This is a genomic window from Micromonospora sp. NPDC049230 (assembly GCF_040647875.1).
Classification (GTDB): domain Bacteria; phylum Actinomycetota; class Actinomycetes; order Mycobacteriales; family Micromonosporaceae; genus Micromonospora.
The window spans coordinates 14,088-37,069 of sequence record NZ_JBEZCZ010000050.1; the positions used below are offsets into that span (position 1 = coordinate 14,088).

Here is a 22,982-nt window from a genome sequence, read left to right on the forward strand (position 1 = left end):
GTTTTCCCGGTAGGTTGCACGCCGTGGAGGAGATCGACCGCGCTATCGTCGCCGCGCTGACCGCCGACGGCCGACTGTCGTACACCGACCTGGCCGAGAGGGTGGGGTTGTCGGTGTCCGCGGTGCACCAGCGGGTGCGTCGGCTGGAGCAGCGTGGGGTGATCAGGGGGTACGCCGCCCGGGTGTCGTTCGAGGCGCTGGACCTGCCGCTCACCGCCTTCGTGGCGATCCGTCCGTTCGACCCGTCGCAGCCGGACGACGCGCCGGAGCGGCTGGCCCACCTGCCCGAGATCGACTCGTGCTACTCGGTGGCGGGGGAGGACTTCTACCTGCTGTTGGTGCGGGTGGCGAGCCCGACCGACCTGGAGCGGGTGCTCCAGGAGATCCGCACGTCGGCGAACGTGACGACCCGGACCACTGTGGTGCTGTCCACCCCGTACGAGAATCGGCCGCCGAAGATCAGCGCCGCGGCACCGGGGCAGCTCAACGCGGCGGCACCGAGTCGGTCGCGGTCCCGGGCGCCGGAGGAGCCGGCTGGTTCCAGCGCAGGATGACCTGCCGGCCGTGCTCGTGACCGAGCGCGCTGACCGTGGCGGTCTCCAGGCGCAGCCGCCCGCCGGCGGACGGGGGGAGGCCGATCCAGCGGGCGCCGAGGACCCGCAGGCTGTGCGCGTGCCCGACAAGTGCGACGGTGCCCTGGTCGAGCAGGGGGGTGACCCGCGCCAGTACCCGGTCGAGTCGTTCGCCCACCTGCGCGGGTGACTCGCCGCCGGGGCAGCCGTCGGTCCAGATGTTCCAGTGCGGCTGGTCGGCGTGGATGTCGACGGTGGTGCGGCCCTCGTACTCGCCGTAGTTCCACTCGCTGAGGTCCTCGTCGACGGCGTCGACGGTGAGGCCGGCGAGCTGTGCGGTGCGCAGCGCCCGGGAGCGGGGGCTGGCCAGCACTCTCGCGAACCGCCGCCCGGCCAGGAACGCGGCGAGGGTGCGCGCCTGTCGCTCGCCGTCGGGGGTCAGCTCCAGATCGGTGTACGAGGTGTGCCGCAGGCTGGCGCTCCAGGTGGTTTCGCCGTGTCGGATCAGCAGGAGCTCTCCCATGCGGCAAGTTAACCATCGTGTCCGGCCCCGGCAGGCGACCCTCCCACAACCTATCTTCCTAGGATGCCATAACGGGTGTGCCGACCGGCACCGCCGTTTCGACACCCGGAGAGCGGGCAAGCGAGCGAGGACAATCGCCAGACCGAGGAGGCGCGATGAGCTTCACCGAGAAGGCCAAGAACAAGGTCGAGCAGATGGCTGGCGCCGCACGGGAGCGCGTCGGCGACATGACCGACAACGAGCGGATGCGTGGCGAGGGCGCCAGCCAGGAGAGTGACGCGCGCGCCAAGCAGGCCGGTCAGAACATGAAGGACGCTGGTCGCAACGTGAAGGACTCGTTCACGAAGTGACCTGAGCGGCTCACGGGTCCCCGGGTGGCACTGCCGCCCGGGGGCCTGTCGCTGTCCGCGGCTAGTGTCGGCGGGTGACGGTGCTGCGTTCCCTGGTGTTGTTCGCGTTGGCGGCGTTGGCCGAGATCGGTGGCGCCTGGCTGGTGTGGCAGGGCTGGCGCGAACAGCGGGGCCTGTGGTGGATCGCCGCCGGTGTGGTCGCGCTGGGCTGCTATGGGTTCGTCGCCACGTTCCAGCCGGACGCGCACTTCGGCCGGATCCTGGCCGCGTACGGTGGGGTGTTCGTGGCTGGCTCGTTGGGCTGGGCGATGGTGGTGGACGGTTTCCGCCCGGACCGGTGGGACCTGGCCGGTGCGGCGCTCTGCCTGCTCGGCGTGGCGGTCATCATGTACGCCCCCCGGGGCGGCTCGGCGTAGCCGCGCCGTTCGGGTGATCGACTCGGGTTTGATGATGTCGGGGTGTCCAGGCGGATGGGACAGCGCGGTATTGGCAAACCCGAGTGGATCAGCGGCGACGACCGGTGATCCGGCCGGTCCGGGGCGGTGCCGAGGGGCAGTGAGCCTCGTTCACTTCTGCGATGATCTGCCGCGTGATTCGACAGTGGAGTCGCCCGCTGTGGGGCGTCCTGGTGGCGGCGGCTGTTCTCGGCAGCGCCGCGTGCTCGGCGTCCCGGGTGCCCCCGACGGAGCGACCGGCCTTCGTCGGCTCATCCGAGACCACGGCCGCCCCGTCGGTCAGCGCCACCGCGCCGCAGGGGGCGTCGGCCGTCCCGGGGGCGACGCGGGTGGGGACCCGGGCGCCGGTGGTGGATCACGGGCCACGTCGGGGCAACCGGGTCGCGTTGACCTTCGACGCGGACATGACCGACGCGATGTTGGCCAGTCTGCGTGCCGGTCGGGTGACGTCGTACGCCAACCTGCGCATCCTCGACCTGCTGGAGCGCGACGAGGTGCCGGCCACGTTCTTCCTGACCGGCAAGTGGGTGCAGCGGTATCCGGACGTGACCAAGCGGATCGCCGGCAACCCGCGCTTCGAGTTGGCCAACCACACCTACGGGCACGCGGCGTTCACCGCTGACTGCTATGACCTGCCCTCGCTGCCGGTGGACAAGTTGGCCGGGGACGTGGCGAAGACGTTCGAGGTCATCAAGCCGTACGGGGGTCGGCAGACCCGGTACTTCCGCTTTCCGGGGCTGTGCCACGACGCGGCGACGCTGGATGCCCTGGCGCCGCTGGGTGTGACTGTCGTCGACGGGGACGTGGTCAGTGGTGATCCCTTCGCTACCGCGTGGAAGCCGCTGGTGCGGGCGGTGTTGGATCACGTCCGCCCCGGCTCTGTGGTGATCATGCACGTGACCGAGGCGAACGCGGCGATGACCGACGAGGCGTTGCCGCACATCCTGGCCGGGCTGCGCGAGCGAGGGCTGGAGCCGGCGCCGTTGTCCGAGGTGCTGGCCGGCGGCTGAGGCTCAGCTCTCCCGCACGTCGTCGACAGTCAGGACGATCTTGCCGCGGCGGGATCCGCGTTCGGCCGCCTGGTGCGCGTCGGCCGCCTTCTCAAGGGGAAAGGCGGCGTCGATCGGTACCCTGAACCGGCCCTCGGTGAACAGTTCGGCTGCTGCGGGCAGGCCGTGGCGGCCGTCGGGTTCGCCCGCCAGTTGCCCCATCGACAGGCGGACGCCGTGCGTGGGGGCGGTGAAGTCGGCGAGGGTGACGACCGCTGTCGGGTCGCCGGTGAGGTGGAGCAGTTCGGGCAGGGACCCGGCGCCGGCGACGTCGAGGGCGCGGTCGACCCGGGTCACGCCGAGGGCGTCGAGGCGGTTCGTGAGGTCGGGGCCGTAGGTGAGCGGTGTCGCCCCGAGCTGGCGGAGGAGGTCGTGGTTGGCGGCGCGGGCGGTGCCGATGACGTTGATGCCTCGGGCGGCGGCGAGTTGGATGGCGATGCTGCCGACGCCACCAGCGGCGCCGTCGACGAGGAGCGTCAGGCCGGGCCGTAGGTCCAGCAGGTCGAGGGCTCGGGTGGCGGTCTCGATGCTGGTGCCAGCCGCGCCCGCCTGGGCCCACGGCATGGTGATGGGCTTGTGCGTCCAGAGCTGTAGTACCGCGAACTGTGCGCTCGCGCCGCCGAGTCTGGTCAGCTCGACGACGCCGAAGACGTGGTCGCCGACTGTCACATCGTCGACGTCGTCGCCGATCTCGTCGACGATGCCGGCCGCGTCGACCCCGGGAATGTGGGGCAGCGGTAGTTGGGCGCTCATCGGGGTGCGGCCGGAGCGGAGGCTGACGTCGGCGGGGGAGACCCCGGCGGCCTGGAGGCGGATGCGGATCTGGCCGGCCCGGGGGTGGGGCGCGTCGGTGGCGCCGAGGTGGAGTACCTCGGGGCCACCGAACCGGTCGTACTGGACGGCGAACATGAAGGGCTCCTCTGCCTGGGGTGAGGGGGCGGTGGTCGTACCGTAGGCGGGAAACGGAGCAGCTGTTCCGTTGTGGGGTCAAAGTGAGAGGGGAACTGGCCGAGGATGTCTCAGATGCGGCGTGCCGATGCCCGGTTCAACCGTGATCGGGTGGTGGCGGCGGCGCGGGCGGCGTTCGCGTCGGCGGGGCTCGGGGTGCCCATGCGGGAGGTGGCGCGACGGGCTGGGGTGGGGGTGGCGACCCTGTACCGGCACTTTCCGACGCGTACGGAGTTGGTCGCGACGGTCTTGGCCGAGCGTGTCGAGGACTGCGGTGTGCGGATGCGCCGCGCGCTCGACGACCCGGACCCGTGGCGGGCGCTGTCGGGGGTGGTGCGCGAGTTCGCTGAGCGGCAGATCCATGACCGGGCGCTCAACGAGGCGTTGTTGGGGCCGGGTGAGGTGGGTGCGGCGTTCCAGGAGGAGCGGCGGGAGCATGCGCGGGCGTTGAATGTGCTCGTCGTACGGGCGCGGGCCGCGGGTGTGCTGCGCGACGGCGTCGACGTGGGCGATGTCCGGGCCGGCCTGCTGGCCATCGCGTCGCTACGGCGGTTGCCGGCGACGACGAGTGCCCAGGTGATCGGTAGGGTCGCCGGTCTCGTGCTCGCCGGTATCCGCGCCTGACTGGTGCGGGCTGTCACGGTTTGTGGTCGCACCGGACATGGATTGGACGTGAGCTCAGGGGCAGAGCAGGACGAGGACCGCTTCCGGAGGACGCGGCTGACGTCGTCGCGGAGACCTTCCTGGTGACCAGTTCGGCGTGGGTGTGACGTCCCGGGTCGGGTGCGGGTGGATCGCGGAGTGGCAGCGGGCGCGGGCGAGCGGGGACGAGGCCGCGGTGCGGCGGGCCGCGGACGCGTTGCGGGGCAGCCACGGGTGGCGGGTGCTGCGGGATTTGGACGGGGCCGGTGACTGGGCGGAGGTGTTCTGGGAGTACGCCGACGAGGTCGCGGCGGGGACGGTGCGGGCCGGGTATGTGCGGGCCCTGGGCTGCCGGTGACGGGGAACGGCGGCACCCTCGGGGGGAATCCGGGGGTGCCGCCGTCGGTGGGTCAGTCGTCGCGGTGGTCGTGCCACCACTGCTGGCCGTCGGCGGGGAGGGTGTCGATCGGGTCGTAGTAGGCGTAGCGCTTGTTGAGCGCCTCCAGGTCGGCGGACTCGATGGAGGTGCGGTAGTTCTTGGTCCAGTAGGAGATGCCGCGTTCGCGGTCGTAGTCGGTAAGCATGTGTACCCAGCGTTTGCCGACGAAGGGCACGTCGCAGACGATGCGGGGGGTGGCGTAGCCGGGGAGGTAGCCCATGATGTCGTGCTGGAGTTGTTGGGCGTGCCAGACCGGGACGCGCCAGTGTTCGGCGTTGGGGATCATGTCGCACATGTAGAAGTAGTACGGCAGGATCCCGGCTTCGCCTTGGAGTGCGAAGCAGAGGTCGAGTAGTTCGGGTGTGGTGGCGTTGACGCCGCGCATGAGCACGCCCTGGTTGCGGACGTCGCGGACGCCGACGTCGAGGGCGGTCTGTGCGGCCTTGGCGACGAGTGGGGTGAGTGACTGGGCGTGGTTGACGTGGGTGTGGATGGCGAGGTTGACGCCGCGGCGGGCGGCGGTGCGGGCGACGCGTTCGAGGCCTTCGACGACGTCGGGTTGCAGCCAGTGTTGGGGTAGGCCCATGAGGGCCTTGGTGGCGAGTCGGATGTCGCGGACCGTCTCCAGTTCCAGCAGGCGCATGAGGTACGACTCGAGGTTGCGCCAGGGGACGTTGGCGACGTCGCCGCCGGAGACGACCACGTCGCGGACGCCGGGGTGGGCCTTGAGGTAGGCGATGTGGGCGTCGTAGCGGTCGACGGGCTTGAGGGTGAGTTTGAGTTTGTCGACGGCGGGGGTGGAGTTGCCGACGAGGTCCATGCGGGTGCAGTGCCCGCAGTATTGCGGGCAGGTGGAGAGCAGTTCGGCGAGGACCTTGGTGGGGTAGCGGTGGGTGAGGCCTTCGGCGACCCACATGTCGTGTTCGTGGAGGCTGTCGCGGCTGGCGTAGGGGTGTGACGGCCAGTCGGTGCGGCGGTCGGAGGCGACGGGGATCATGTAGCGGCGGATGGGGTCGGCGAGCAGCGCCTCGGTGGTGGGGGTCGCGAACGGCACCATCGTGTTGATCATTTGGGGTGGCACCAGCATGGACATGGTGGCCAGGGCCTGTTGGTCGGCTTCGAGGTCGGCGTAGAAGGTGTCGTCGACGAGGTCGCCGAGGACGGCGCGGAGTTGTTTGGTGTTCTTGACGCAGTTGACGCGTTGCCACTGGGCGGATTCCCACTGGTCGCGGGTGACGTGGCGCCAGCCGGGGAAGCGGGTCCAGTCGGGTTCGACGAGGGGGCGGCGGACGTATTCGTACGGTTGCCCGGCGGTCGGTGTGGGGACCGGGGCGTGACGGGGTTGGGGGATGGTCTGGGTCACGGCCCCTCCTCGGTGGTGCTGCTGATCATCGGAGCCCGAACGCTACTGGAAAATATTCGGTACAGAAACTAGTCTGCCGTAAGTTTTCCCGTCACGCGAGCCTTGACCGGGGCTTCGGGCGGCTGGGCAGGGGAGGTTGGCGTGACGTCACCGGTGGGACTGCACCGCGTCGTGCAGCCGGCGGGGGTGCTGCCGCAGGCGGCTTGGCGCCTGGACGCGTCGGCGGCGATCGCGCCGAACGAGGTGCGGATCCGGGTGCGGCGGCTCAACCTGGACGCGGCGAGTTTCCGACAGTTGTCGGAGAAGCACGGCGGGGACGGTGCCGCGGTCCGCGCCGAGGTGCTGGAGATCATCTCCACGCGGGGCAAGATGCAGAACCCGGTGACCGGGTCGGGTGGGATGCTGATCGGCACCGTCGAGGAGGCCGGTCGGCGGTCCCCGCTGGGGCTCAGGGTGGGCCAGCGGGTCGCCACCCTGGTGTCGTTGACCCTGACGCCGCTGGTGATCACCGACGGGCTGGCCGGCTGGGACGGGCGCAGCGAGCAGGTGCCGTGTGACGGGTGGGCGATCCTGTTCGCGCGGTCCATCGCCGCGGTGCTGCCCGAGGACGAGGACCCGCAGTTGTCCCTGGCGGTGCTGGACGTGTGCGGGGCGCCCGCGTTGACCGCGCGGGTGGTGTCGCGCTACGTCGAGGATCGTGGTCGCGTCGGTGATTCGACGCCGGTGCGGGTGGCGGTGATCGGTGGGGCCGGTAAGAGCGGGTCGCTGTCCCTCGCGGCGGCGCGGCGGGCTGGTGCCGCGCGTACCGTCGGGGTGGTGCCGGTGGCGGCGGAGCGCGACGCGCTGACGGCCGCCGGTCTGGCGTCGGTGGTGGCGGTGGCCGACGCGCGGGACCCGGTGGGGTTGTCCACGGCGGTGACCACCGCCCTGGGGGCGCCGGCGGACGTCACCGTGGTGTGCGTGGACGTGCCGGGGTGTGAGCACGGGGCGGTGCTGGCCACCGCGGACGGCGGCACGGTGATCTTTTTCTCGATGGCGACGAGCTTCTCCGCGGCCGCGTTGGGTGCCGAGGGGTTGGCCGCGGACGTGACGATGCTGGTGGGCAACGGGTACGTGCCGGGGCACGCGGAGTTGGCGTTGGGGCTGCTGCGCTCCGAGCCCGGGGTGCGTCAGCTCTTCGCGGCGCGGATCGCGGCACACTGAGGTCATGACGAACCCCTCGACGTTGTACCGCGGCGGCGTGCTGCACTGTCCCGCCGACCCGAGCGCCACCGCGCTGCTGGTGTCCGGTGGGCGGATCACCTGGTTGGGGACCGACGGTGACGCGCCGCCGGCCGACCGTGTGGTGGATGTGGGTGGTGCGCTGGTGACGCCGGCGTTCGTCGACGCGCACGTGCACGCCACCGACACCGGGTTGGCGTTGTCCGGGCTGGATCTGGCCGGGGTGCGCTCGGCGGGGCAGCTGCTGGACGCGGTGGCCGGGTTCGCGGCGGGTCTGCCGGCGGACGCGGTGGTGCTCGGGCACGGCTGGGACGAGTCGGTCTGGTCGGATGCGACGGTGCCGGACGCGGCGGCGTTGGGCCGGGCGGCCGGTGGGCGGCAGGTGTACGTGTCGCAGGCGTCGCTGCATTCGGCGTTGGTGTCGTCGGCGTTGTTGGCGGCGTGTCCGCAGGTGGTGGGGGCGACCGGGTACGACGCGTCGGGGTGGTTGCGGCGCGACGCGCATCATGTGGTGCGGGCGGCGGCGCAGGGGTCGGTGAGTCGGGCGCAGCGGGTCGCCGCGCAGCGGGTGGCCCTGTCGCACGCGGCGTCGTTGGGGATCGCGGCGGTGCACGAGTGTGGTGGGCCGGAGATCTCCGACGAGGAGGACTTCACCGGTCTGCTGGGCATTTCGGGTGCGGGGTTGCCGGAGGTGTACGGGTACTGGGGTGAGTTGGGTGGTGCGGCGCGGGCCCGGGAGTTGGGGGCTGTGGGTGCCGGTGGTGACCTGTTCGCCGATGGTGCGTTGGGTGCCCGTACGGCGCACGTGTCGCAGGCGTACGGCGACGGTGACGGTTGTGGGCACGGCTACCTCAGCGCCGAGCAGGTGCGTGATCATCTGCTGGGCTGCGCGGCGCACGGTTTGCAGGGCGGGTTCCACGCGATCGGTGACGCGGCGATCGGCACGGTCCTCGACGGTTTCGCGCAGGCGGCGCGGACGCTGGGGGTGGAGCGGTTGCGTGCCGCCCGGCACCGCATCGAGCACGCGGAGGTCATGAACAAGCGGTTGATCGCCGGGTTCGTGGAGTACGGGGTGGTGGCGAGCATGCAGCCGGCGTTCGACAGGTTGTGGGGTGGCGCGGGTCGGATGTACGAGTCGCGGCTGGGTCTGGACCGGGCGTTGGAGTCGAACCCGATGGGTGCCATGCACGGTGTGGGTGTGGCGTTGGCGTTCGGGTCGGATTCGCCGGTGACGCCGCTGGACCCGTGGGGGTCGGTGCGGGCGGCTGCGGCGCACCACAACCGGGCGCAGCGGATGAGTGTGCGGGCGGCGTTCGCCGCGCACACCCGTGGTGGGTGGCGGGCGGTGCACCTGGACACCGAGGGGGTGCTGGCGCTGGGTGCGCCGGCGACGTTCGCGGTGTGGTCGACGCCGGCGGGGGTGGAGCGGGGTCTGCCGGTGTTGCTGGCCGAGGACCCGGAGTTGCGGGGTCCGGACGATCCGACGCCGTTGCCGGTGTGTCGGCGGTTGGTGCTGCGCGGTGAGGTCATCTACGAGGAAGGGTCATCATGACCGGGAAGCTTGATCTTGATCCGGTGTTGGTGGCGCGGGCGCGGGAGTTGGCGCGGCGGGCCGGGCAGCCGGTGGTGGACCTGGCGCGTAGCCACACGACGGTGTCGGTGGAGCGGGCGGTGCTGCGGTTGGCCGGGGTGAGCGGCGCCGACCCGGACGGCATTCCGTGGGTCAACCGGCTCGTCGACGCGGTCGCCGCGGATGTGGGGTTGGGGCACGGGGTGGCGGTGCCGGTGTTCGACGCCCTGGCCCGTGAGGGAATCACGGATGTGACGTTGCTGGCGCAGAAGGCCGCCGCCGGGTCGGTGCGGTTCGCCGTGCCGTCGGGTCGGGCCGCCACGGCTGCCCGGTCGGCGGCGCGCAGGGCGGTCGGTGCGGGCATTCGGCGGATCGACAGGCGGCGCGCCGAGCGGGACCGTCTGGTCAAGCGCCACGGTGACCCGAAGCAGCGGCCGTGGATCTACCTGATCGTCGCCACGGGTGACATCTACGAGGACATTCCGCAGGCGCAGGCGGCGGCGCGCGCCGGTGCGGACGTGATCGCGGTGATCCGTTCCACGGGGCAGTCGTTGTTGGACTACGTGCCCGAGGGCGCGACCCGGGAGGGGTTCGCCGGCACGTACGCCACGCAGGAGAACTTCCGGTTGATGCGTGCGGCGTTGGACGAGTCGTCGAGGGAGGTGGGCCGCTACGTGCGGTTGACCAACTACGCGTCCGGGTTGTGCATGCCGGAGATGGCGACCCTGGCCGGGTTGGAACGCCTCGACATGATGCTCAACGACTCGATGTACGGGATTCTGTTCCGCGACATCAACCCGGTGCGCACGTTCGTCGACCAGCGGTTCTCCCGGCAGGTGCACGCCCGGGCGGGGATCATCATCAACACCGGTGAGGACAACTACCTGACCACCGCCGACGCTGTCGACGAGGCGCACACGGTGACGGTGTCGCAGTTGCTCAACGAGTTCTTCGCGCACGAGGCGGGGTTGGCGGACTGGCAGTTGGGGTTGGGGCACGCGTTCGAGATCAACCCGGAGGTGCCGGAGTCGTTCCGCCTGGAGTTGGCGCACGCCCTGTTGGCGCGGGAGTTGTTCCCGGACGCGCCGTTGAAGTGGATGCCGCCGACGAAGCACATGACCGGTGACGTGTTCCGGGGCAACCTGCTCGACGGGTTCTTCAACCTGGCGGGGGCGCTGACCGGTCAGGGCATCCTGCTGGTGGGGATGATGACCGAGGCGGTGGTGACGCCGTGGTTGTCGGATCGGGACATCGCCCTACAGAACGTGCGGTACGTGTTGGGTGCCGCCGGTGGGTTGCACGAGGATTTCGTGCCGGCGCCGGGTGGGTTCATCCGTCGCCGCGCCAACCAGGTCCTCGGTGAGGCGCTGGACCTGTTGGAGCGCATCGGGGAGCAGACGTTGCTCACGGCGATCGCCGAGGGCACGTTCGGGATCATGAAGCGGCCCGCCGACCGGGGTAAGGGCCTGGACGGGGTCGCCGCGCACGAGGCCGACTACTGCAACCCGGCCACCGACATCCTGGAGGCTGCCGCGTGAGCGGGGAGAAGCAGATCGTGCGGCCGTACGGGGACACCACCGGTGACGGGATGGTGCAGGTGTCGTTCACCCTGCCGGTGGGCCACGACAAGCGGGCCGAGGGCGCGGCGGTGCAGTTGGCCAACAAGATGGGCATCGACCCGGCGATGGTGGTGCACGCCAAGGGCATGGGTGACGGGTTCACGTTCTTCGTGGTGTACGGGCGGGTCAACCACCTTGTCGACCTGGGCGCGGTGCAGGTGGTGGAGCGGGACTTCGCGCTGCTGTCGGCGAAGGACGTCAACACGGTGATCAAGCAGCGGTTGCGGCGCAAGCTGTCGGTGGTCGGGGCGTGCATCGGCACCGACGCGCACACCGTGGGCATCGACGCGATCCTCAACGTCAAGGGCATCGCGGGGGAGAAGGGCCTGGAGTACTACCGGGAGTTGAAGGTCACCAACATGGGTGCGCAGGTCAGCGTGCCGGAGTTGGTGGAGACCGCCCGGGTGGAGAAGGCCGACGCGGTGCTGGTGTCGCAGGTGGTCACCCAACGCGACGCGCACCTGCACAACACCCGGGAGATGTCGGCGGCGTTCCGGGAGGCGATGCCGGCGGGGCGGCGGCCGCTGCTGATCGTCGGTGGTCCCCGGTTCGACGAGTCGATGACCGACGAGTTGGGCGTGGACCGGATCTTCGGTCGGGGCACCACGCCCGGCGAGGTGGCCAGCTACCTCGTGCACGCCCTGATCACGCAGCGGAAGGCGAACGTATGACCGACGCACGGCTCGGGTTGACGGTGACGCACCGGCGGTATGTGCCGTACTCGCACGCCCACTACGCGGGCAACCTCGTCGACGGGGCGTACGCCCTGGGGTTGTTCGGTGACGTCGCGACGGAGGTGTGCATCCGCACCGACGGTGACGAGGGTCTGTTCGCCGGGTACTCCGACGTGCGGTTCAGCGCCCCGATTCACGCCGGTGACGTGGTGGAGGTGACCGCGCGGGTGTCGCGGGTCGGCGCCCGCAGCCGCACCCTGGAGTTGTCCTGCGCGGTGGTGTGCCGGGGCCGCCCGGACCGCTCGGCGTCCGCCGCCGAGGTCCTCGATCCGCCGATCGTGGCGGTCACCGCGACCGGCACCGTGGTCGTGCCGCCCGCCAGCGTGAGTCGCGAGGAGTGAGCCGGGTTTGCGAGCCCCGCGGTCGCGAACAGGGAAACCCGTGAGCCTGGCGGTCTGCGCGGACGTCGGGTCCACGTACACCAAGGTGGCGGTGGTGGACCTGGTCGCCGGTGTCCTGGTCGGCGCGGCTGCCGCGCCGACCACGGTGGGTACCGACGTGCTGCACGGCCTGGACACCGCGGTCGCGGCGGCCACCGTCGGGCTCGGGGTGCGCGACGTGCCGTGGTACGTGTGCTCGTCGGCCGGCGGTGGGCTGCGGCTGGCAGTGGTCGGGTACGAGCCGCTGGTCACCGCGCAGGCGGGCCGGCGGGTCGGGTTGTCCGCCGGCGCGCACGTGGTGCACGTCGCGGCCGGTCGGCTCGGCGCGGCGGACCTGACGGCGTTGCGGGCGGCCCGCCCGGACGTGGTGCTGCTCGTCGGGGGCACCGACGGCGGTGACGCCGACACGGTCACCCACAACGCGACCCGCCTGGCCCGCGCCCGGTGGCGGGTGCCGGTGGTGTACGCGGGCAACGCCGACGTGCGCGCGCAGCTCACCGGGCTGCTGGAGGCCGCCGGGGTGCCGGTGACCGGGGCGGAGAACGTCCTGCCGCGCATCGGGGTGCTCGCCCCGGCGTCGGCGCGGGCGGCGATCCGCGCGGTGTTTTTGCGCCACGTCATCGGCGGGAAACGGCTGTCGAGGGGCACCCGGTTCGCGCGGCTGGTGCGCGCGGCCACCCCCGACGCGGTGCTCACCGGTGTGGAGGTGCTCGCCGACACCGTCGGCGGTGACCTGGCCGTGGTCGACGTGGGTGGCGCCACCACCGACGTGTACTCGGTGCTCACCCCCGACGAGCGGGCCACCGGGCCCGGCCGGGAGGTCGCCGGCAACCTGTGGCGGGCCCGCACCGTGGAGGGTGACCTGGGTATGCGCTGGAGCGCCCCCGGGGTGGTGCGGGCCGCCGCCGAGGAACGGCTGCTCGCCGCCGACGAGTTCGACGACCTGGGCGTCGCCGCGGCGCGTCGGGCGGCCGACCCGGCGTTTCTGGCTGTGGACGACGTCGAGCGGGCCGTCGACGCCCGCATCGCCACCCTCGCGGCGACAGTGGCGGTGCGCCGGCACGCCAGGGGTGCCGCCACCGGTGAGCGGGCCGGGCGGGACCTGCGCGACGTGCGGCTGTTGGTGGGCTCCGGTGGGGTGCTGCGGCACGCGCCGACCGGCGCGTCCGGGCAGGTGTTGGCGGCTCTCCTCGCCGATCATGCCGGCGGGTGGGCGTTGCCGCGTGCCGCCGCCGCCGTCGTCGACGCCGACTACGTGCTGGCCGCCGGGGGGTTGCTCGCCGCGGAACATCGGGGCGCCGCGCAGGCGTTGCTGCGTCACCATCTGCGCACGCATTGAGACTCGCCGACCCGACACGCCGTGGCGCAACACACGACAGGCCCGGGTGGGTTGACAACCGACGGGGGTCGGCACGTACCGTCTTTGAGTCCTACCACGGGAAGCGGCTGTTGTTCGCTTCGTCCTCTCGTCCGCTGGCCGAGCGACATTTTTGAGCGTCATCGTCGCGGCGGCCAGGTCCAGCGGGCGGGGGTCGGCGGGGCGGCGCGAACCGGCCGCGGTTACCGGTGTACGGGCAGGGTGAGGTGCACGGCCAGTAGACAACGGCCCGGCGGGGGCAGCCAGTCCACGCCTGGTCGGTCCGAAGGTCGTCGTGCCCCATCCTCGCCACACCGGCCGGGAAGGGCCTGGGAGCATCGGGGCGCGGCGTCAGCCGCGCCCCGATTTCATGTCCGCCGGGCGGTTCGTGCCGGGCGGCCCGAAGCGGCTGGTCCGCAGCCCAGCCAGGTAGCCTTCGCCCTGTGATCGAGGTGAAGCGGTGACGATTCTGGACCGGGATGAGACCCCCACCCCGGCGGCGGTGCTGCCCCCGCCGGTGATCACCGGTGGGCCGCTGCCGCTGGTCCTCGCCGTGCCCCTGGCCCTGGCCGCCGGGCTGGCCCTGCTGCTGGCGTTCCCCCCGTACGGGGTGTGGCCGCTCGCCCCGGTCGGGGTGGCGTTGCTGGCCGCCGCCGCACACCGTCGGCGGTTGCGTGCCGGCGCGGGCCTGGGCTTCCTGACCGGGGTGGCGCTGTTCGCCCCGATGCTGGCCTGGACGAACCTGCACACCGGCTACCTGCCGTGGGTGCTGCTGTCGCTGCTCCAGGCCGGTTACCTGGCCCTGCTGGGCGCGGCCACCGCCTGGGTGTCGCCGCTGGCCGACCGCGGCCGCTGGGCGTGGCCGGTGCTGACCGGGCTGCTGTGGGTGGGGCAGGAGGCGCTGCGTGACCGCACCCCGTTCGGCGGGTTCCCGTGGGGGCGGTTGGCGTTCAGCCAGGACACCTCGCCGCTGCTGCGCCTGGCCGCGTGGGGCGGCGCCCCGCTGGTGACGTTCGCGACGGCGCTCGTCGGCGGGTTGCTGGTCACCGCCGCCTGGCGGGGCTGGGTCACCGCCCGGCACACCCCGCGCGACGCCACACCGCCCGCTGACGGCCGGCCGGGGGTCACGCCGGCACGCAGGTGGGCGTCGGTGGGCGCACCGGTCGTCGTGGCGGTCGCGGTGGCCGTCGGGGGTCTGCTCGTGCCGGTGGCCACCGCCGGGTCCGGCGCCACTGTCACCGTCGCGATCGTGCAGGGCAACGTGCCGCGCCTGGGCCTGGACTTCAACGCCCAACGGCAGGCGGTGCTCAACAACCACGCCGACGCGACCATCGACCTGGCCGCGCGGGTCGCCGCCGGGCAGGAACGGCAACCCGACCTGGTGGTGTGGCCGGAGAACTCCAGCGACATCGACCCGCTGCGCAACCCCGCCGCCGGGGCCCGCATCTCCCAGGCCGCCGACACGGTCCGCGCGCCGATCCTGGTCGGCGCGGTGCTGCTCGGCCCCGGCCCCGGGCAGGTCCGCAACGCGGGCATCCTGTGGCGGCCCGGCACCGGCGCCGACCTGGGTCAGCTGTACACCAAACGCCACCCGGTGCCGTTCGCCGAGTACGTGCCGCTGCGTGACATCGCCCGGAGGGTCAGCAAGCAGGTCGACCTGATCCGCAGCGACTTCGTCGCGGGAAGCACCCCGGGTGTGGTACGGGCGGGGCCAGTCGTGCTCGGTGACGTGATCTGCTTCGAGGTCGCCTACGACCACGTGGTCCGCGACACCGTCGACGGCGGCGCGCAACTGCTGGTGGTGCAGACCAACAACGCCACCTTCAACGTGGCCGAGGCCCGCCAGCAGATGGCGATGGTCCGGTTGCGGGCGGTGGAGCACGGCCGGCCGGCGTTGATGGCGTCCACTGTCGGTGTGTCCGGGTTCGTCGCACCCGACGGGCGGGTAAGCGATGCCACCGGGTTCAACACCCGGGAGGTCGTGGTGCGGCAGTTGCGGCTCGACGACGGGCGTACCCTCGCCACCCGCCTCGGCTGGTGGCCCGAGGTGACGCTCGCGGCGCTGGCCGTGGCGGCCCTGGTCGGTGCGGCGGTGCCGCGCCGGCGGCAGCGGGTCAGGCCCGGATAGCAACAGCCGGTACGCCGGCGGGAGCGGAGGAACCGTGATCCAGGCGACCGATACGATCCGACGCCCGGACGAGGTGCCGGGGGTGGGCCGGGTGCTGGTGGTGATCCCCACCTACAACGAGGCCGACAACATCGCCGTGATCGTGGGCCGTCTGCGGCGTGCCGTCCCGGCGGTGCGGATCCTCATCGCCGACGACAACAGCCCCGACGGCACCGGCGCGATCGCCGACGCCCTCGCCGACGGCGACGCGCACGTGCGGGTGCTGCACCGCCAGGGCAAGCAGGGCCTGGGGGCTGCGTACCTGGCCGGGTTCGCCTGGGCGCGCGAGCACGGCTACCAGGCGGTGGTGGAGATGGACGCCGACGGGTCACACGCGCCGGAGGACCTGCCGGCGTTGCTGGACGCCGCCCGCGACGCCGACGTGGTGATCGGATCCCGGTGGACCAGCGGCGCCCGGGTGGTCAACTGGCCGTTGCGGCGGCTGCTGCTGTCGCGCGGCGGCAACCTGTACGCGCGCCTCGCCCTGGGCATGCCCGTCGCGGACGCCACCGGCGGTTACCGGGTCTACCGGATCAGCGCGTTGGACGCCATCGACCTGGGGTCGGTGACGTCGCAGGGTTACTCGTTCCAGGTGGAGTTGTCCCGGCTGGCGCACCGGGCCGGGGTGCGGATCGTGGAGGTGCCGATCACCTTCGCCGAACGGGAACGCGGCGACAGCAAGATGAGCCCCCGGATCGTGGCCGAGGCGCTGTGGCGGATCACCACCTGGGGTGTGCAGGACCGCCGCCAGGCGGTGCGTCGTGGCCTGCACGGCACCCCCTCCGGTCAGGTCCGGTGGCCGTGAGCGGGGCCGTGTCATGCTGGATGGGCGGGGCACGCCCACGGTGCCCGCACAGAATGGCGATGAGGTGAGATGCGCCGAGGACTGAGGTTCGTGCCGTTGGCCCTGTTGCTGGCGGTGGTGCTGGAGTTGGCGGTGTTCGTCGGTGTCGGGCGGGCGCTGGGGTTCGGCGCGGCGGTGCTGCTGGTGTTCGCCGCGTCCCTGCTGGGGTTGGTGCTGTTGCGCCGGGAGGGGATGCGCGCCTGGCGGGGTTTCCGCGCCGCCGCGGCGGCCGGGCAGCCACCCGGCGGGCAGGTCACCGACGGGCTCGTCGGGTTGGCCGGTGCCCTGCTGCTGGCGGTGCCCGGCCTGGTCAGCGGTCTGGTCGGGTTGCTGCTGCTGGTGCCACCGGTGCGCCGTCTGGCCCGCGCCGGTGTGCGACGGGCCACCGAGCGGCGGGTGTCGTCGATGGTCGCCGGTGACCTGTTCGGCCCCCGTACGGTGCGGGTGCGCCAGGGTGCGCCCCAACCGACCCCGCAACCGCAACAGCCGGTGGTCGTCGACGGCGGTCGGGCCATCGAGGGTGAGATCGTCGAGCCCGGTCGCCACTGAGACCACGTGCACGGACACGGCGACGCCCCCGGGAGAACCCGGGGGCGTCGGTCGTTGTGCGGCTCAGGCGCGGCCGCGGCGGGTCCGAACCTCCTGGAGGCGTTCCTCGAGGATGTCCTCAAGCTCGGCGATCGAGCGCCGCTCCAGCAGCATGTCCCAGTGGGTACGCGGCGGCTTGGCCTTCTTCTGCTCCGGCTCGCTGCCGTCGACGAGTCGGGCGACGCTGCCGTCGAACTTGCATTCCCAGGTCGTCGGGACCTCGGCGTCGACGGCGAACGGCACCTCGAACTGATGGCCCTTGGCGCAGAGGTACTCGCGGGTCTGACGCGGCGCGAGCTCCGTGTTGCGGTCGGATTCGTAGCTCACCGCGCCAAGGCGGCTTCCGCGCAGCATACGCTCGCCCATGATCGACTTCCCCTCGTTCGTGGTGCTGGTCTTCTGGGTGTAACGGTGCGTTCCCGTCGAGCCATTCCCGCCCGAGGGCGTGAGGCGTCCACGGGGGTGGGCCGCGACCCAAGGGTAGCCGGCCGGGACGCGTACCCGACCAGGTGATCCCCAGCCGGGCCGCAACGGGGTGTATCCGCTGCCACCGGGGAGGTTAACCGCCCGGAGGTCGCGAAGGTTGCGCCGTGTCCGGCTCGGCCGGTGGCGGCACCGACCCGAGCCGGGCCAGCGCCACCGCCAGGTCGCTGACCTGGTCACCGAGCTGCGCCACCCGCCGCTGGGCCAGGTCCCGGTCGGTCTCGGCGGCGTCGAGTCGTACCGTCAGGGCGGTGACCTGGCTCTCGGCGGTGCCCGCCGCCTGCCGGGCCGCGGTCAGCTCGGCGGTGAGCGAGTCGCGTTGCGCGGCGGTCGCGGCCAGTTCCGCGCGCAGCCGCGCCGCCACCTCCGCGGCCTCCTGCCGGGCGGCGTCGACCTGCCGGGCGGCGACCTGGGCCCGGTCGCGGGCCCGGTCGGCCTGCTCCCGCGCGCGGGTGGCGTCGGCGGCCTCGGCGCGGGCGCGCGCCGCGTCGGCGCGGGCCTGCTCGATCTGACGCCGCACGTCCTGCACCTCGGCCTGCCACCGCCCGGCCCGCTCGGTCGCGTCGGCGGCGACCCGGGTGGCCCGCTCGGCGTCGGCGCGCACCGCGTCGCGTTCGGCGGTCAGGTCGGCCACCCGCTGCCGCTCGGTGTCGCGTTGCGCGCGCAGGTCCCGCACCTCGACGCGGGCCTGGTCGCGGTCCCGTTCGGCCTGGTCGCGCAAAGCCTGCGCGGCGCTGACGTCGTGTCGGGCCTGGTCGCGGGCGGCCTCGGCGCGCTGCGCCCGCTCGTCGGCGGCGGTGGCCTGCTGGTGCGCCCGCTCGGCGCGTCGGCGGGCGTCGTCGGCCTCGGCGAGAGCCGCGCGGGCCTGCTCGCGGGCGCGCGCCGCGTCGGCGGCGGCGGTCTCGGCGTCGTCGCGGGCCTCGTCACGTTCGGTCTGCGCCGCCGCGACCTCGGTGGCGGCCTCCGCACGAGCCTGCGCGATCTGCCGCTGCACCCCCACCGGCGACAACTCGGCGTGCAGCGACTCGGTCAACGTCTCGACGATCTGGTCGAGGCGGTCCACCGCCTCCCAGGTGCGGGCCACCTGCCCCGGCAGGCCGGGGGCGTTGCGGTGCCGCATCCGGCTGTTGCGCGAGGCCCGCTGGCAGGCGCCGTCGTTGTCCCGGCAGTAGCGAAATGGTCGGCCCGCGCCGACCCGCTGCGGCACCGGTGCTCCACAGTGGGCGCAGGGGCGGGTCTCGGTGGTGGTGGGCTGGGCATCCATCGAGGTGGCAGTCTAGTGCCGCGGCGCCGGCCGCCCGCACCGCGCCAGGGTCAGCTCGCCGCCCGGGCGGCCGCGTCCAGGGTGTAGCGGCGTTGCAGCAGCAGCGCCGCGAGCATCGCCACCGCCGGCAGCAACCCGAAGCCGTAGCGGACCGCCGCCAGCGCCGCGTCGGGCTGCGTCGGCGACTCACCGGCCGTCGACGCCACGAAACCACCAACGGCCAGGCACAGCGCGTACGCGTACGGGCCCAGCGCCGCTCCGGTGGCCTCGGTGGCCGTCCACACCCCGGTGTAGGTGCCGGCACCGCTGGCGGCGCCGCCAGCGGTGGTGCTGGTGGCGGCGCGGATCACGTCGGGCAGCATCGAGAACGGCAGCAGTTGCATGCCGGCGAACGCCACACCGAGCACCGCCACCGCGCCGACGAGCACCGGCAGGCCGACCGGGCGACCCACCGCCAGCACCAGCGAGCCGAGGGCGAACGCGCCCTGCGCGCCGAGCAACGCCCGCTGCTTGCCGACGCGGCGGGCCACCACCAGCCAGGCCGGGGTGACCAGCAGCGCCGGGGCCACGAACGCGGCCACCAGCACCGTGGTCAGACCGGGCGCACGCAGCTCGTACTCGGCGTAGTAGGGCACCCCGGCGAGCACCAGGTGGGTGGTCGTGGACATGGCCAGGTACGCGGCGACCAGCCACCGGAACTGCCTGTCGCGCAGGGCGGTGCGCAACGCCCGCCGCCCGCCGTGCCCGGACGCGGCGCTGGCCGCCGCGGACCCGCGCAGCCGGGCGATGCCGGCGACGCCGACAAGCATCGCCACCAGCATTCCCACGGCGAGGACCACGCCCATGCGCTGGTAGCCGCCCCGGGTGGCGGCGTCGCCGCCGGTGAGCAGCGGGGCCAGCAGCCCGGAGACCAGGATGCCCAGGGTCAGTACGACCATCCGGAACGCCATCAGCCGAGTGCGTTCGTCGTAACCGATCCGCAGGTCGGCCGGGGTGGCCAGGTAGGGGACCTGGTAGGCGGCGAACAGCAGGTTGCCGGCGACGAAGAACACGGCCACCCAGGCGGCCGCCGGCGCGCCGGTCAGTCCGCCGGGCACCGCGAAGAGCGCGGCGAACGCGACAGGCAGGGCGCAGCCGAGCAGCAGCAGGCGTCGACGGTCGCCGCGTCGGGTCTGCTCCACGTCGGCGCGGTGCCCCACCCAGGGGTGCAGCAGCACGTCGGCGATCTTCGGCAGCAGCAGCGCGAGGCCGGCCAGCCACGGCTCGACCGCCAGCACGTCGGTGAGGAAGTACAGCAGCAGCAGGCCGGGCACCGTCACCCAGATCCCCATCCCGAGCGACCCGGCGGCGAAGCCGGCCAGGGGGCCACGGGGTAGCGTCGCGTCGGTGGCGGCCACGGGCCGCCGGTCCAGCCCGGTCATCGCCGCATCCCCTCGGTAATCCAACGGTTGCTGGATTCTAGGGGCAGAATGGCGGCCATGACCATGCCCCGACGCCGTCCCGGTCGACCACGGCGCGAGGAGACCCGGCCGACCCGCGAGGTGGTGCTCACCGCGGCGACCGCGCTGTTCGCCGAGCGTGGCTTCGACGCCGTCGGGCTGCGGGAGGTCGCCGCCGCCGCCGGGGTCGACGTCGCCACCGTCGCCCACCACACGGGTACGAAGGCGGCGCTCTACGACGCCTGCTTCGCCCGGGTCTTCGCCGCCGAGCGGGAGGTGCTGACCGAGGCCGCCGCGCAGGCCCGTGCCGCCCTCGACGGGGGGCCGGACGCGGCGCGGCGGGCGCTGCACGAGCTGGTCGACGTCTTCGTCGACTTCCTGGAGGACCGCCCGGAGACCACCGCGCTGTGGCTGCGCCGCTGGTTGGAGCCGCAGCGGCACGCCGACCTCGACCAGCGCTACGCCGAGCCGTTGTACCGGCTGGTGGCCGAACTGCTCACCGCCGCGGCGGCGACCGGCGCGCTGGCCGAACCGACCCCGCACATCACCGTCCGGAGTCTGGTGTGGGCGACGCACGGGCATGTGGTGGCGTTGGCCGCCGGCGCGCCCGGCGCCCGGGAACGGCGCGAGTTCCGCGCGTTCGTGCATCGCCTGCTCGACGGGTTGTACGGGTCGTCGGCCCCTTGACGCGTCGTCGCCGCACGACGATTATCCATCGGACGTTGGATTACGTGGGGGGCGGCGATGGGCGGACCACCTCGGGTGGCGGTGATCGGCGCGGGCGCGGCCGGGCTCGCCGCCGTCAAGGCACTGCGCGACGCCGCGGTGCCGACGATCGGCTTCGAGGCCGCCGACCAGGTCGGTGGCCTCTGGGTGTACGGGGGACCCGACTCGCCCGCGTACCGCACGCTGCACCTGAACACCAGCCGTGGACGCACCCAGTTCGCCGACCATCCGATGCCGGCCGACTGGCCCGACTACCCCGATCACCGCAGGGTCGCCGGCTACCTCGCCGACTACGCCGACCACTTCGGGTTGGGCGACACCATCCGACTGCGGCACACCGTCGAGCGGGTCACCCGGGATCCCGCCGGCACGTGGACGGTGGCCGCGAACGGGCCGCACGGGCCGGTCTCGGTGACAGTGGACGCCGTGGTCGTCGCCAACGGGCACAACCGGGTGCCCCGGCTGCCCGACCCGTCGTACCCCGGCACGTGCACCGCCGAGCAGATGCACAGTCACGACTACCGGGGCCCGGAGCAGTTGACCGGCAAGCGGGTCCTGGTCGTCGGCGGCGGCAACTCCGCGATGGACATCGCGGTGGACGCCTCGTACGCCGCCACCCGCACCCTGCTGTCGCTGCGCCGAGGCGTCTGGGTGGTGCCGAAGTACCTGCTGGGCCGCCCCTCGGACACCCTGAACGGGGCGCTGGCCCGCCGACTGCCGTGGCGACTGCGCCAACGCATCAGCCAGGCCACGCTGAGCGCCACGGTCGGCAGCCCCGCCCGGTACGGGCTGCCCGCGCCGACGCACGGCTTCCTACAGGATCATCCGACGCTCTCCGACGGCCTGCTGTCCCGGTTGACCCACGGCGACGTCGAGGCCCGCCCCGGCGTCGCCGCCCTGGACGGGGACCGGGTCGAGTTCACCGACGGTCGCCGCGACACCGTGGACCTGATCATCTGGTGCACCGGCTACCGGGTGGAGATCCCGTTCCTCGACCCGGAACTGCTCGGTGGGGGCGGCGACAGCCTGCCGCTGTACCGGCACGTGTTCCACCCCGACGCCCCGGGCCTGACGTTCGTGGGGTTGATGCAGTCCACCGGTTCGGCGTTCCCGCTGGTGGAGGCGCAGGCCAAGTTGATCGCCGCGCACCTCGCCGGCCGGTACGCACTGCCCGACCCGGACCGCCAGCGGGCCGTCTGCCGGGCCGAGTTGCGGGCCGCCACCGCCCGCTGGGGGCAACGCCGTCCGGCGATGCGCGTGGACTTCGACGTGTACCTGGCCGAGCTGACCCGCGAGTTGACCGCCGGAACCCGCCGCGCCCGGTCCGGTGCGCCTGGCGCAACCGGCGCCGCCGGCGCAGGCAGTGCGGCCGGTGCGGCCGGTGCTGGCTCGTCGGTCGAGGTGCAGCGGTGAAGGGTCGGGTGGCCAACGGGCTGGCTGGCCGGCGGGTGCTGTTGACAGGTGCGAGCGGAACCTTCGGCCGGCACCTCGGCGCGGCGTTCACCGCCGCCGGCGCCCAGGTGGTGGGGCTCGACCTGCACGCCCGCCCCGACGCCGACCTGCCGGTGCTCGGTTGCGACCTGACCGACCCGGACGCCGTGCCGGCGGCGGTGCGGGCCGCTGCCGACCGGCTCGGCGGGCTCGACCTGCTGATCAACAACGCCGGTGTGGGTGGCCCCGCCCCGGCCGAACTGGCACCCGACGAGGTGGTCCGTCGACAACTGGAGGTCAACCTGTTGGCCGCGTGGCGGACCACCGCCGCGGCGCTGCCGCCGCTGCTCACCGCACGCGGCCGGGTGATCTTCGTGGCGAGCCGGATGGCGGTCCTGCCACTGCCGCTCGCCGCCGCGTACGGGGTCAGCAAACGGGCCCTGGTCGCGTACGCCGACGCGCTGCGCCACGAGGTCGGCACGCACGTCGGGGTGAGCGTGGTCTACCCGAGCATGGTCGCCTCACCCATCCACGACAGCACCGCCGAGGCCGGGCTGTCCCTGCGGGGAGTGTCCCGTCCCGAGCCGGTCGAGGGGGTGGTCGCGGCGATCCTGCGCGCCGCCACCGCCCGCCGGGCGCCTCGGGACATGGCGACCACCCGGCGTGGACGGCTGGAGCTGGCCGTCGGGCGGCACGCGCCCGCGCTGGCCGACCGGCTGGTCCGTCGTACCCTCGCGGCTCGGCTCGCCGCCGGTGACCTGGACGCCGCGCCCCTGGCCGCCGGAATGCGCCGCCGCCACCTGGGGCAGTGAGGCGCC

Annotated in this window: 24 protein-coding genes; 18 read left to right on the forward strand and 6 right to left on the reverse strand. The window is 73.1% G+C overall.

Going from position 1 to position 22,982, the window contains the following annotated elements; translation table 11 throughout:
- The first annotated feature begins 23 nt into the window (after positions 1-23).
- Complete coding sequence (locus tag AB0A95_RS30015) at positions 24-554, forward strand: Lrp/AsnC family transcriptional regulator (protein ID WP_357559089.1); 531 nt, start codon at positions 24-26, stop codon at positions 552-554.
- Here AB0A95_RS30015 and AB0A95_RS30020 read toward each other — a convergent pair.
- Entirely contained in the window at positions 484-1,095 is a 612-nt protein-coding gene (locus tag AB0A95_RS30020) for a histidine phosphatase family protein (protein WP_357559090.1), read from the reverse strand. The genes AB0A95_RS30015 and AB0A95_RS30020 overlap by 71 nt on opposite strands.
- A 155-nt stretch (positions 1,096-1,250) precedes the next feature.
- Between AB0A95_RS30020 and AB0A95_RS30025 the strand changes: the two genes are divergently transcribed.
- The 3 genes from AB0A95_RS30025 (at position 1,251) to AB0A95_RS30035 (ending at position 2,910) form a co-directional block, all read left to right on the forward strand.
- A complete protein-coding gene (locus AB0A95_RS30025; RefSeq protein WP_357223182.1) occupies positions 1,251-1,445 on the forward strand; it encodes a CsbD family protein in 195 nt (64 codons plus the stop codon).
- Between the two features lie 74 nt (positions 1,446-1,519).
- Positions 1,520-1,861: a YnfA family protein gene (locus AB0A95_RS30030; protein WP_357559091.1), complete on the forward strand. Its 342-nt coding sequence runs from the start codon at positions 1,520-1,522 to the stop codon at positions 1,859-1,861.
- Positions 1,862-2,034: 173 nt separating this feature from the next.
- The gene (locus AB0A95_RS30035; protein ID WP_357559092.1) at positions 2,035-2,910 is read left to right on the forward strand and encodes a polysaccharide deacetylase family protein; all 876 of its coding nucleotides are present in this window, start codon (positions 2,035-2,037) and stop codon (positions 2,908-2,910) included.
- Between the two features lie 3 nt (positions 2,911-2,913).
- Here the strand turns inward: AB0A95_RS30035 and AB0A95_RS30040 are convergent, their stop codons facing one another.
- Positions 2,914-3,858, reverse strand: a complete 945-nt coding sequence (locus AB0A95_RS30040) for an NADP-dependent oxidoreductase (RefSeq protein WP_357559093.1) — start codon at positions 3,856-3,858, stop codon at positions 2,914-2,916.
- A gap of 114 nt (positions 3,859-3,972) precedes the next feature.
- On the opposite strand from AB0A95_RS30040, the gene AB0A95_RS30045 reads away from it, so the two are divergent.
- A complete protein-coding gene (locus AB0A95_RS30045) occupies positions 3,973-4,521 on the forward strand; it encodes a helix-turn-helix domain-containing protein (protein ID WP_357559094.1) in 549 nt (182 codons plus the stop codon).
- A 136-nt stretch (positions 4,522-4,657) separates the two neighbouring features.
- Entirely contained in the window at positions 4,658-4,897 is a 240-nt protein-coding gene (locus AB0A95_RS30050) for a hypothetical protein (protein ID WP_357559095.1), read from the forward strand.
- A gap of 52 nt (positions 4,898-4,949) precedes the next feature.
- On the opposite strand, the gene AB0A95_RS30055 is transcribed toward AB0A95_RS30050, so the two are convergent.
- Positions 4,950-6,341, reverse strand: coding sequence for a lysine 2,3-aminomutase (locus tag AB0A95_RS30055; protein ID WP_357559096.1), 1,392 nt, complete (start codon positions 6,339-6,341; stop codon positions 4,950-4,952).
- A gap of 153 nt (positions 6,342-6,494) precedes the next feature.
- On the opposite strand from AB0A95_RS30055, the gene AB0A95_RS30060 reads away from it, so the two are divergent.
- From AB0A95_RS30060 to AB0A95_RS30100, 9 genes are all read left to right on the forward strand, one after another.
- Positions 6,495-7,544, forward strand: coding sequence for a zinc-binding alcohol dehydrogenase (locus tag AB0A95_RS30060; RefSeq protein WP_357559122.1), 1,050 nt, complete (start codon positions 6,495-6,497; stop codon positions 7,542-7,544).
- A 4-nt stretch (positions 7,545-7,548) separates the two neighbouring features.
- Positions 7,549-9,114, forward strand: a complete 1,566-nt coding sequence (locus AB0A95_RS30065) for an amidohydrolase family protein (RefSeq protein WP_357559097.1) — start codon at positions 7,549-7,551, stop codon at positions 9,112-9,114.
- Positions 9,111-10,670 (forward strand): lysine 5,6-aminomutase subunit alpha, encoded by a 1,560-nt coding sequence (locus AB0A95_RS30070; RefSeq protein ID WP_357559098.1) that lies wholly within the window; start codon positions 9,111-9,113, stop codon positions 10,668-10,670. Before AB0A95_RS30065 ends, AB0A95_RS30070 begins: the two co-directional genes overlap by 4 nt.
- Positions 10,667-11,422, forward strand: a complete 756-nt coding sequence (locus AB0A95_RS30075; RefSeq protein ID WP_357559099.1) for an OAM dimerization domain-containing protein — start codon at positions 10,667-10,669, stop codon at positions 11,420-11,422. Before AB0A95_RS30070 ends, AB0A95_RS30075 begins: the two co-directional genes overlap by 4 nt.
- Positions 11,419-11,826, forward strand: a complete 408-nt coding sequence (locus AB0A95_RS30080) for a hotdog domain-containing protein (RefSeq protein WP_357559100.1) — start codon at positions 11,419-11,421, stop codon at positions 11,824-11,826. Before AB0A95_RS30075 ends, AB0A95_RS30080 begins: the two co-directional genes overlap by 4 nt.
- A gap of 40 nt (positions 11,827-11,866) precedes the next feature.
- Entirely contained in the window at positions 11,867-13,204 is a 1,338-nt protein-coding gene (locus tag AB0A95_RS30085) for a glutamate mutase L (protein ID WP_357559101.1), read from the forward strand.
- Between the two features lie 520 nt (positions 13,205-13,724).
- Positions 13,725-15,350 (forward strand): apolipoprotein N-acyltransferase, encoded by a 1,626-nt coding sequence (lnt, locus tag AB0A95_RS30090; RefSeq protein WP_357559123.1) that lies wholly within the window; start codon positions 13,725-13,727, stop codon positions 15,348-15,350.
- A gap of 34 nt (positions 15,351-15,384) precedes the next feature.
- Positions 15,385-16,194 carry a polyprenol monophosphomannose synthase gene (locus AB0A95_RS30095; protein ID WP_357559102.1) on the forward strand — a complete coding sequence of 270 codons (810 nt, stop codon included), beginning with the start codon at positions 15,385-15,387 and terminating at the stop codon, positions 16,192-16,194.
- Between the two features lie 69 nt (positions 16,195-16,263).
- On the forward strand, positions 16,264-16,782 hold the full coding sequence (locus AB0A95_RS30100; protein WP_357559103.1) for an FxsA family protein: 519 nt from the start codon (positions 16,264-16,266) through the stop codon (positions 16,780-16,782).
- Between the two features lie 63 nt (positions 16,783-16,845).
- Here AB0A95_RS30100 and AB0A95_RS30105 read toward each other — a convergent pair whose 3' ends face one another.
- The 3 genes from AB0A95_RS30105 to AB0A95_RS30115 all read right to left on the reverse strand — a co-directional run bounded on the left by AB0A95_RS30105 (position 16,846) and on the right by AB0A95_RS30115 (position 19,989).
- Entirely contained in the window at positions 16,846-17,187 is a 342-nt protein-coding gene (locus AB0A95_RS30105; protein ID WP_030327608.1) for an RNA polymerase-binding protein RbpA, read from the reverse strand.
- Between the two features lie 193 nt (positions 17,188-17,380).
- Positions 17,381-18,568 (reverse strand): hypothetical protein, encoded by a 1,188-nt coding sequence (locus tag AB0A95_RS30110; protein WP_357559104.1) that lies wholly within the window; start codon positions 18,566-18,568, stop codon positions 17,381-17,383.
- Positions 18,569-18,618: 50 nt separating this feature from the next.
- Positions 18,619-19,989: an MFS transporter gene (locus tag AB0A95_RS30115; protein ID WP_357559105.1), complete on the reverse strand. Its 1,371-nt coding sequence runs from the start codon at positions 19,987-19,989 to the stop codon at positions 18,619-18,621.
- Between the two features lie 57 nt (positions 19,990-20,046).
- Between AB0A95_RS30115 and AB0A95_RS30120 the strand changes: the two genes are divergently transcribed.
- From AB0A95_RS30120 to AB0A95_RS30130, 3 genes are read left to right on the forward strand one after another with little or no spacing between them, the layout of a single operon-like run.
- Positions 20,047-20,694, forward strand: coding sequence for a TetR/AcrR family transcriptional regulator (locus AB0A95_RS30120; protein WP_357559106.1), 648 nt, complete (start codon positions 20,047-20,049; stop codon positions 20,692-20,694).
- A gap of 57 nt (positions 20,695-20,751) precedes the next feature.
- Positions 20,752-22,146 carry an NAD(P)-binding domain-containing protein gene (locus AB0A95_RS30125; protein WP_357559107.1) on the forward strand — a complete coding sequence of 465 codons (1,395 nt, stop codon included), beginning with the start codon at positions 20,752-20,754 and terminating at the stop codon, positions 22,144-22,146.
- On the forward strand, positions 22,143-22,976 hold the full coding sequence (locus AB0A95_RS30130; protein WP_357559108.1) for an SDR family NAD(P)-dependent oxidoreductase: 834 nt from the start codon (positions 22,143-22,145) through the stop codon (positions 22,974-22,976). The genes AB0A95_RS30125 and AB0A95_RS30130 overlap by 4 nt, the downstream gene beginning before the upstream one ends.
- Positions 22,977-22,982 lie beyond the last annotated feature (6 nt).

Bases quoted from the DNA above. Each gene is read 5' to 3' on its own strand.
- AB0A95_RS30020 (WP_357559090.1), bottom strand. From the start codon at position 1,095: ATGGGAGAGCTCCTGCTGATCCGACACGGCGAAACCACCTGGAGCGCC.
- AB0A95_RS30025 (WP_357223182.1), top strand. From the start codon at position 1,251: ATGAGCTTCACCGAGAAGGCCAAGAACAAGGTCGAGCAGATGGCTGGC.
- AB0A95_RS30040 (WP_357559093.1), bottom strand. From the start codon at position 3,858: ATGTTCGCCGTCCAGTACGACCGGTTCGGTGGCCCCGAGGTACTCCAC.
- AB0A95_RS30045 (WP_357559094.1), top strand. From the start codon at position 3,973: ATGCGGCGTGCCGATGCCCGGTTCAACCGTGATCGGGTGGTGGCGGCG.
- AB0A95_RS30065 (WP_357559097.1), top strand. From the start codon at position 7,549: ATGACGAACCCCTCGACGTTGTACCGCGGCGGCGTGCTGCACTGTCCC.
- AB0A95_RS30070 (WP_357559098.1), top strand. From the start codon at position 9,111: ATGACCGGGAAGCTTGATCTTGATCCGGTGTTGGTGGCGCGGGCGCGG.
- AB0A95_RS30080 (WP_357559100.1), top strand. From the start codon at position 11,419: ATGACCGACGCACGGCTCGGGTTGACGGTGACGCACCGGCGGTATGTG.
- AB0A95_RS30100 (WP_357559103.1), top strand. From the start codon at position 16,264: ATGCGCCGAGGACTGAGGTTCGTGCCGTTGGCCCTGTTGCTGGCGGTG.
- AB0A95_RS30105 (WP_030327608.1), bottom strand. From the start codon at position 17,187: ATGGGCGAGCGTATGCTGCGCGGAAGCCGCCTTGGCGCGGTGAGCTAC.
- AB0A95_RS30110 (WP_357559104.1), bottom strand. From the start codon at position 18,568: ATGGATGCCCAGCCCACCACCACCGAGACCCGCCCCTGCGCCCACTGT.
- AB0A95_RS30115 (WP_357559105.1), bottom strand. From the start codon at position 19,989: ATGACCGGGCTGGACCGGCGGCCCGTGGCCGCCACCGACGCGACGCTA.
- AB0A95_RS30120 (WP_357559106.1), top strand. From the start codon at position 20,047: ATGACCATGCCCCGACGCCGTCCCGGTCGACCACGGCGCGAGGAGACC.
- AB0A95_RS30125 (WP_357559107.1), top strand. From the start codon at position 20,752: ATGGGCGGACCACCTCGGGTGGCGGTGATCGGCGCGGGCGCGGCCGGG.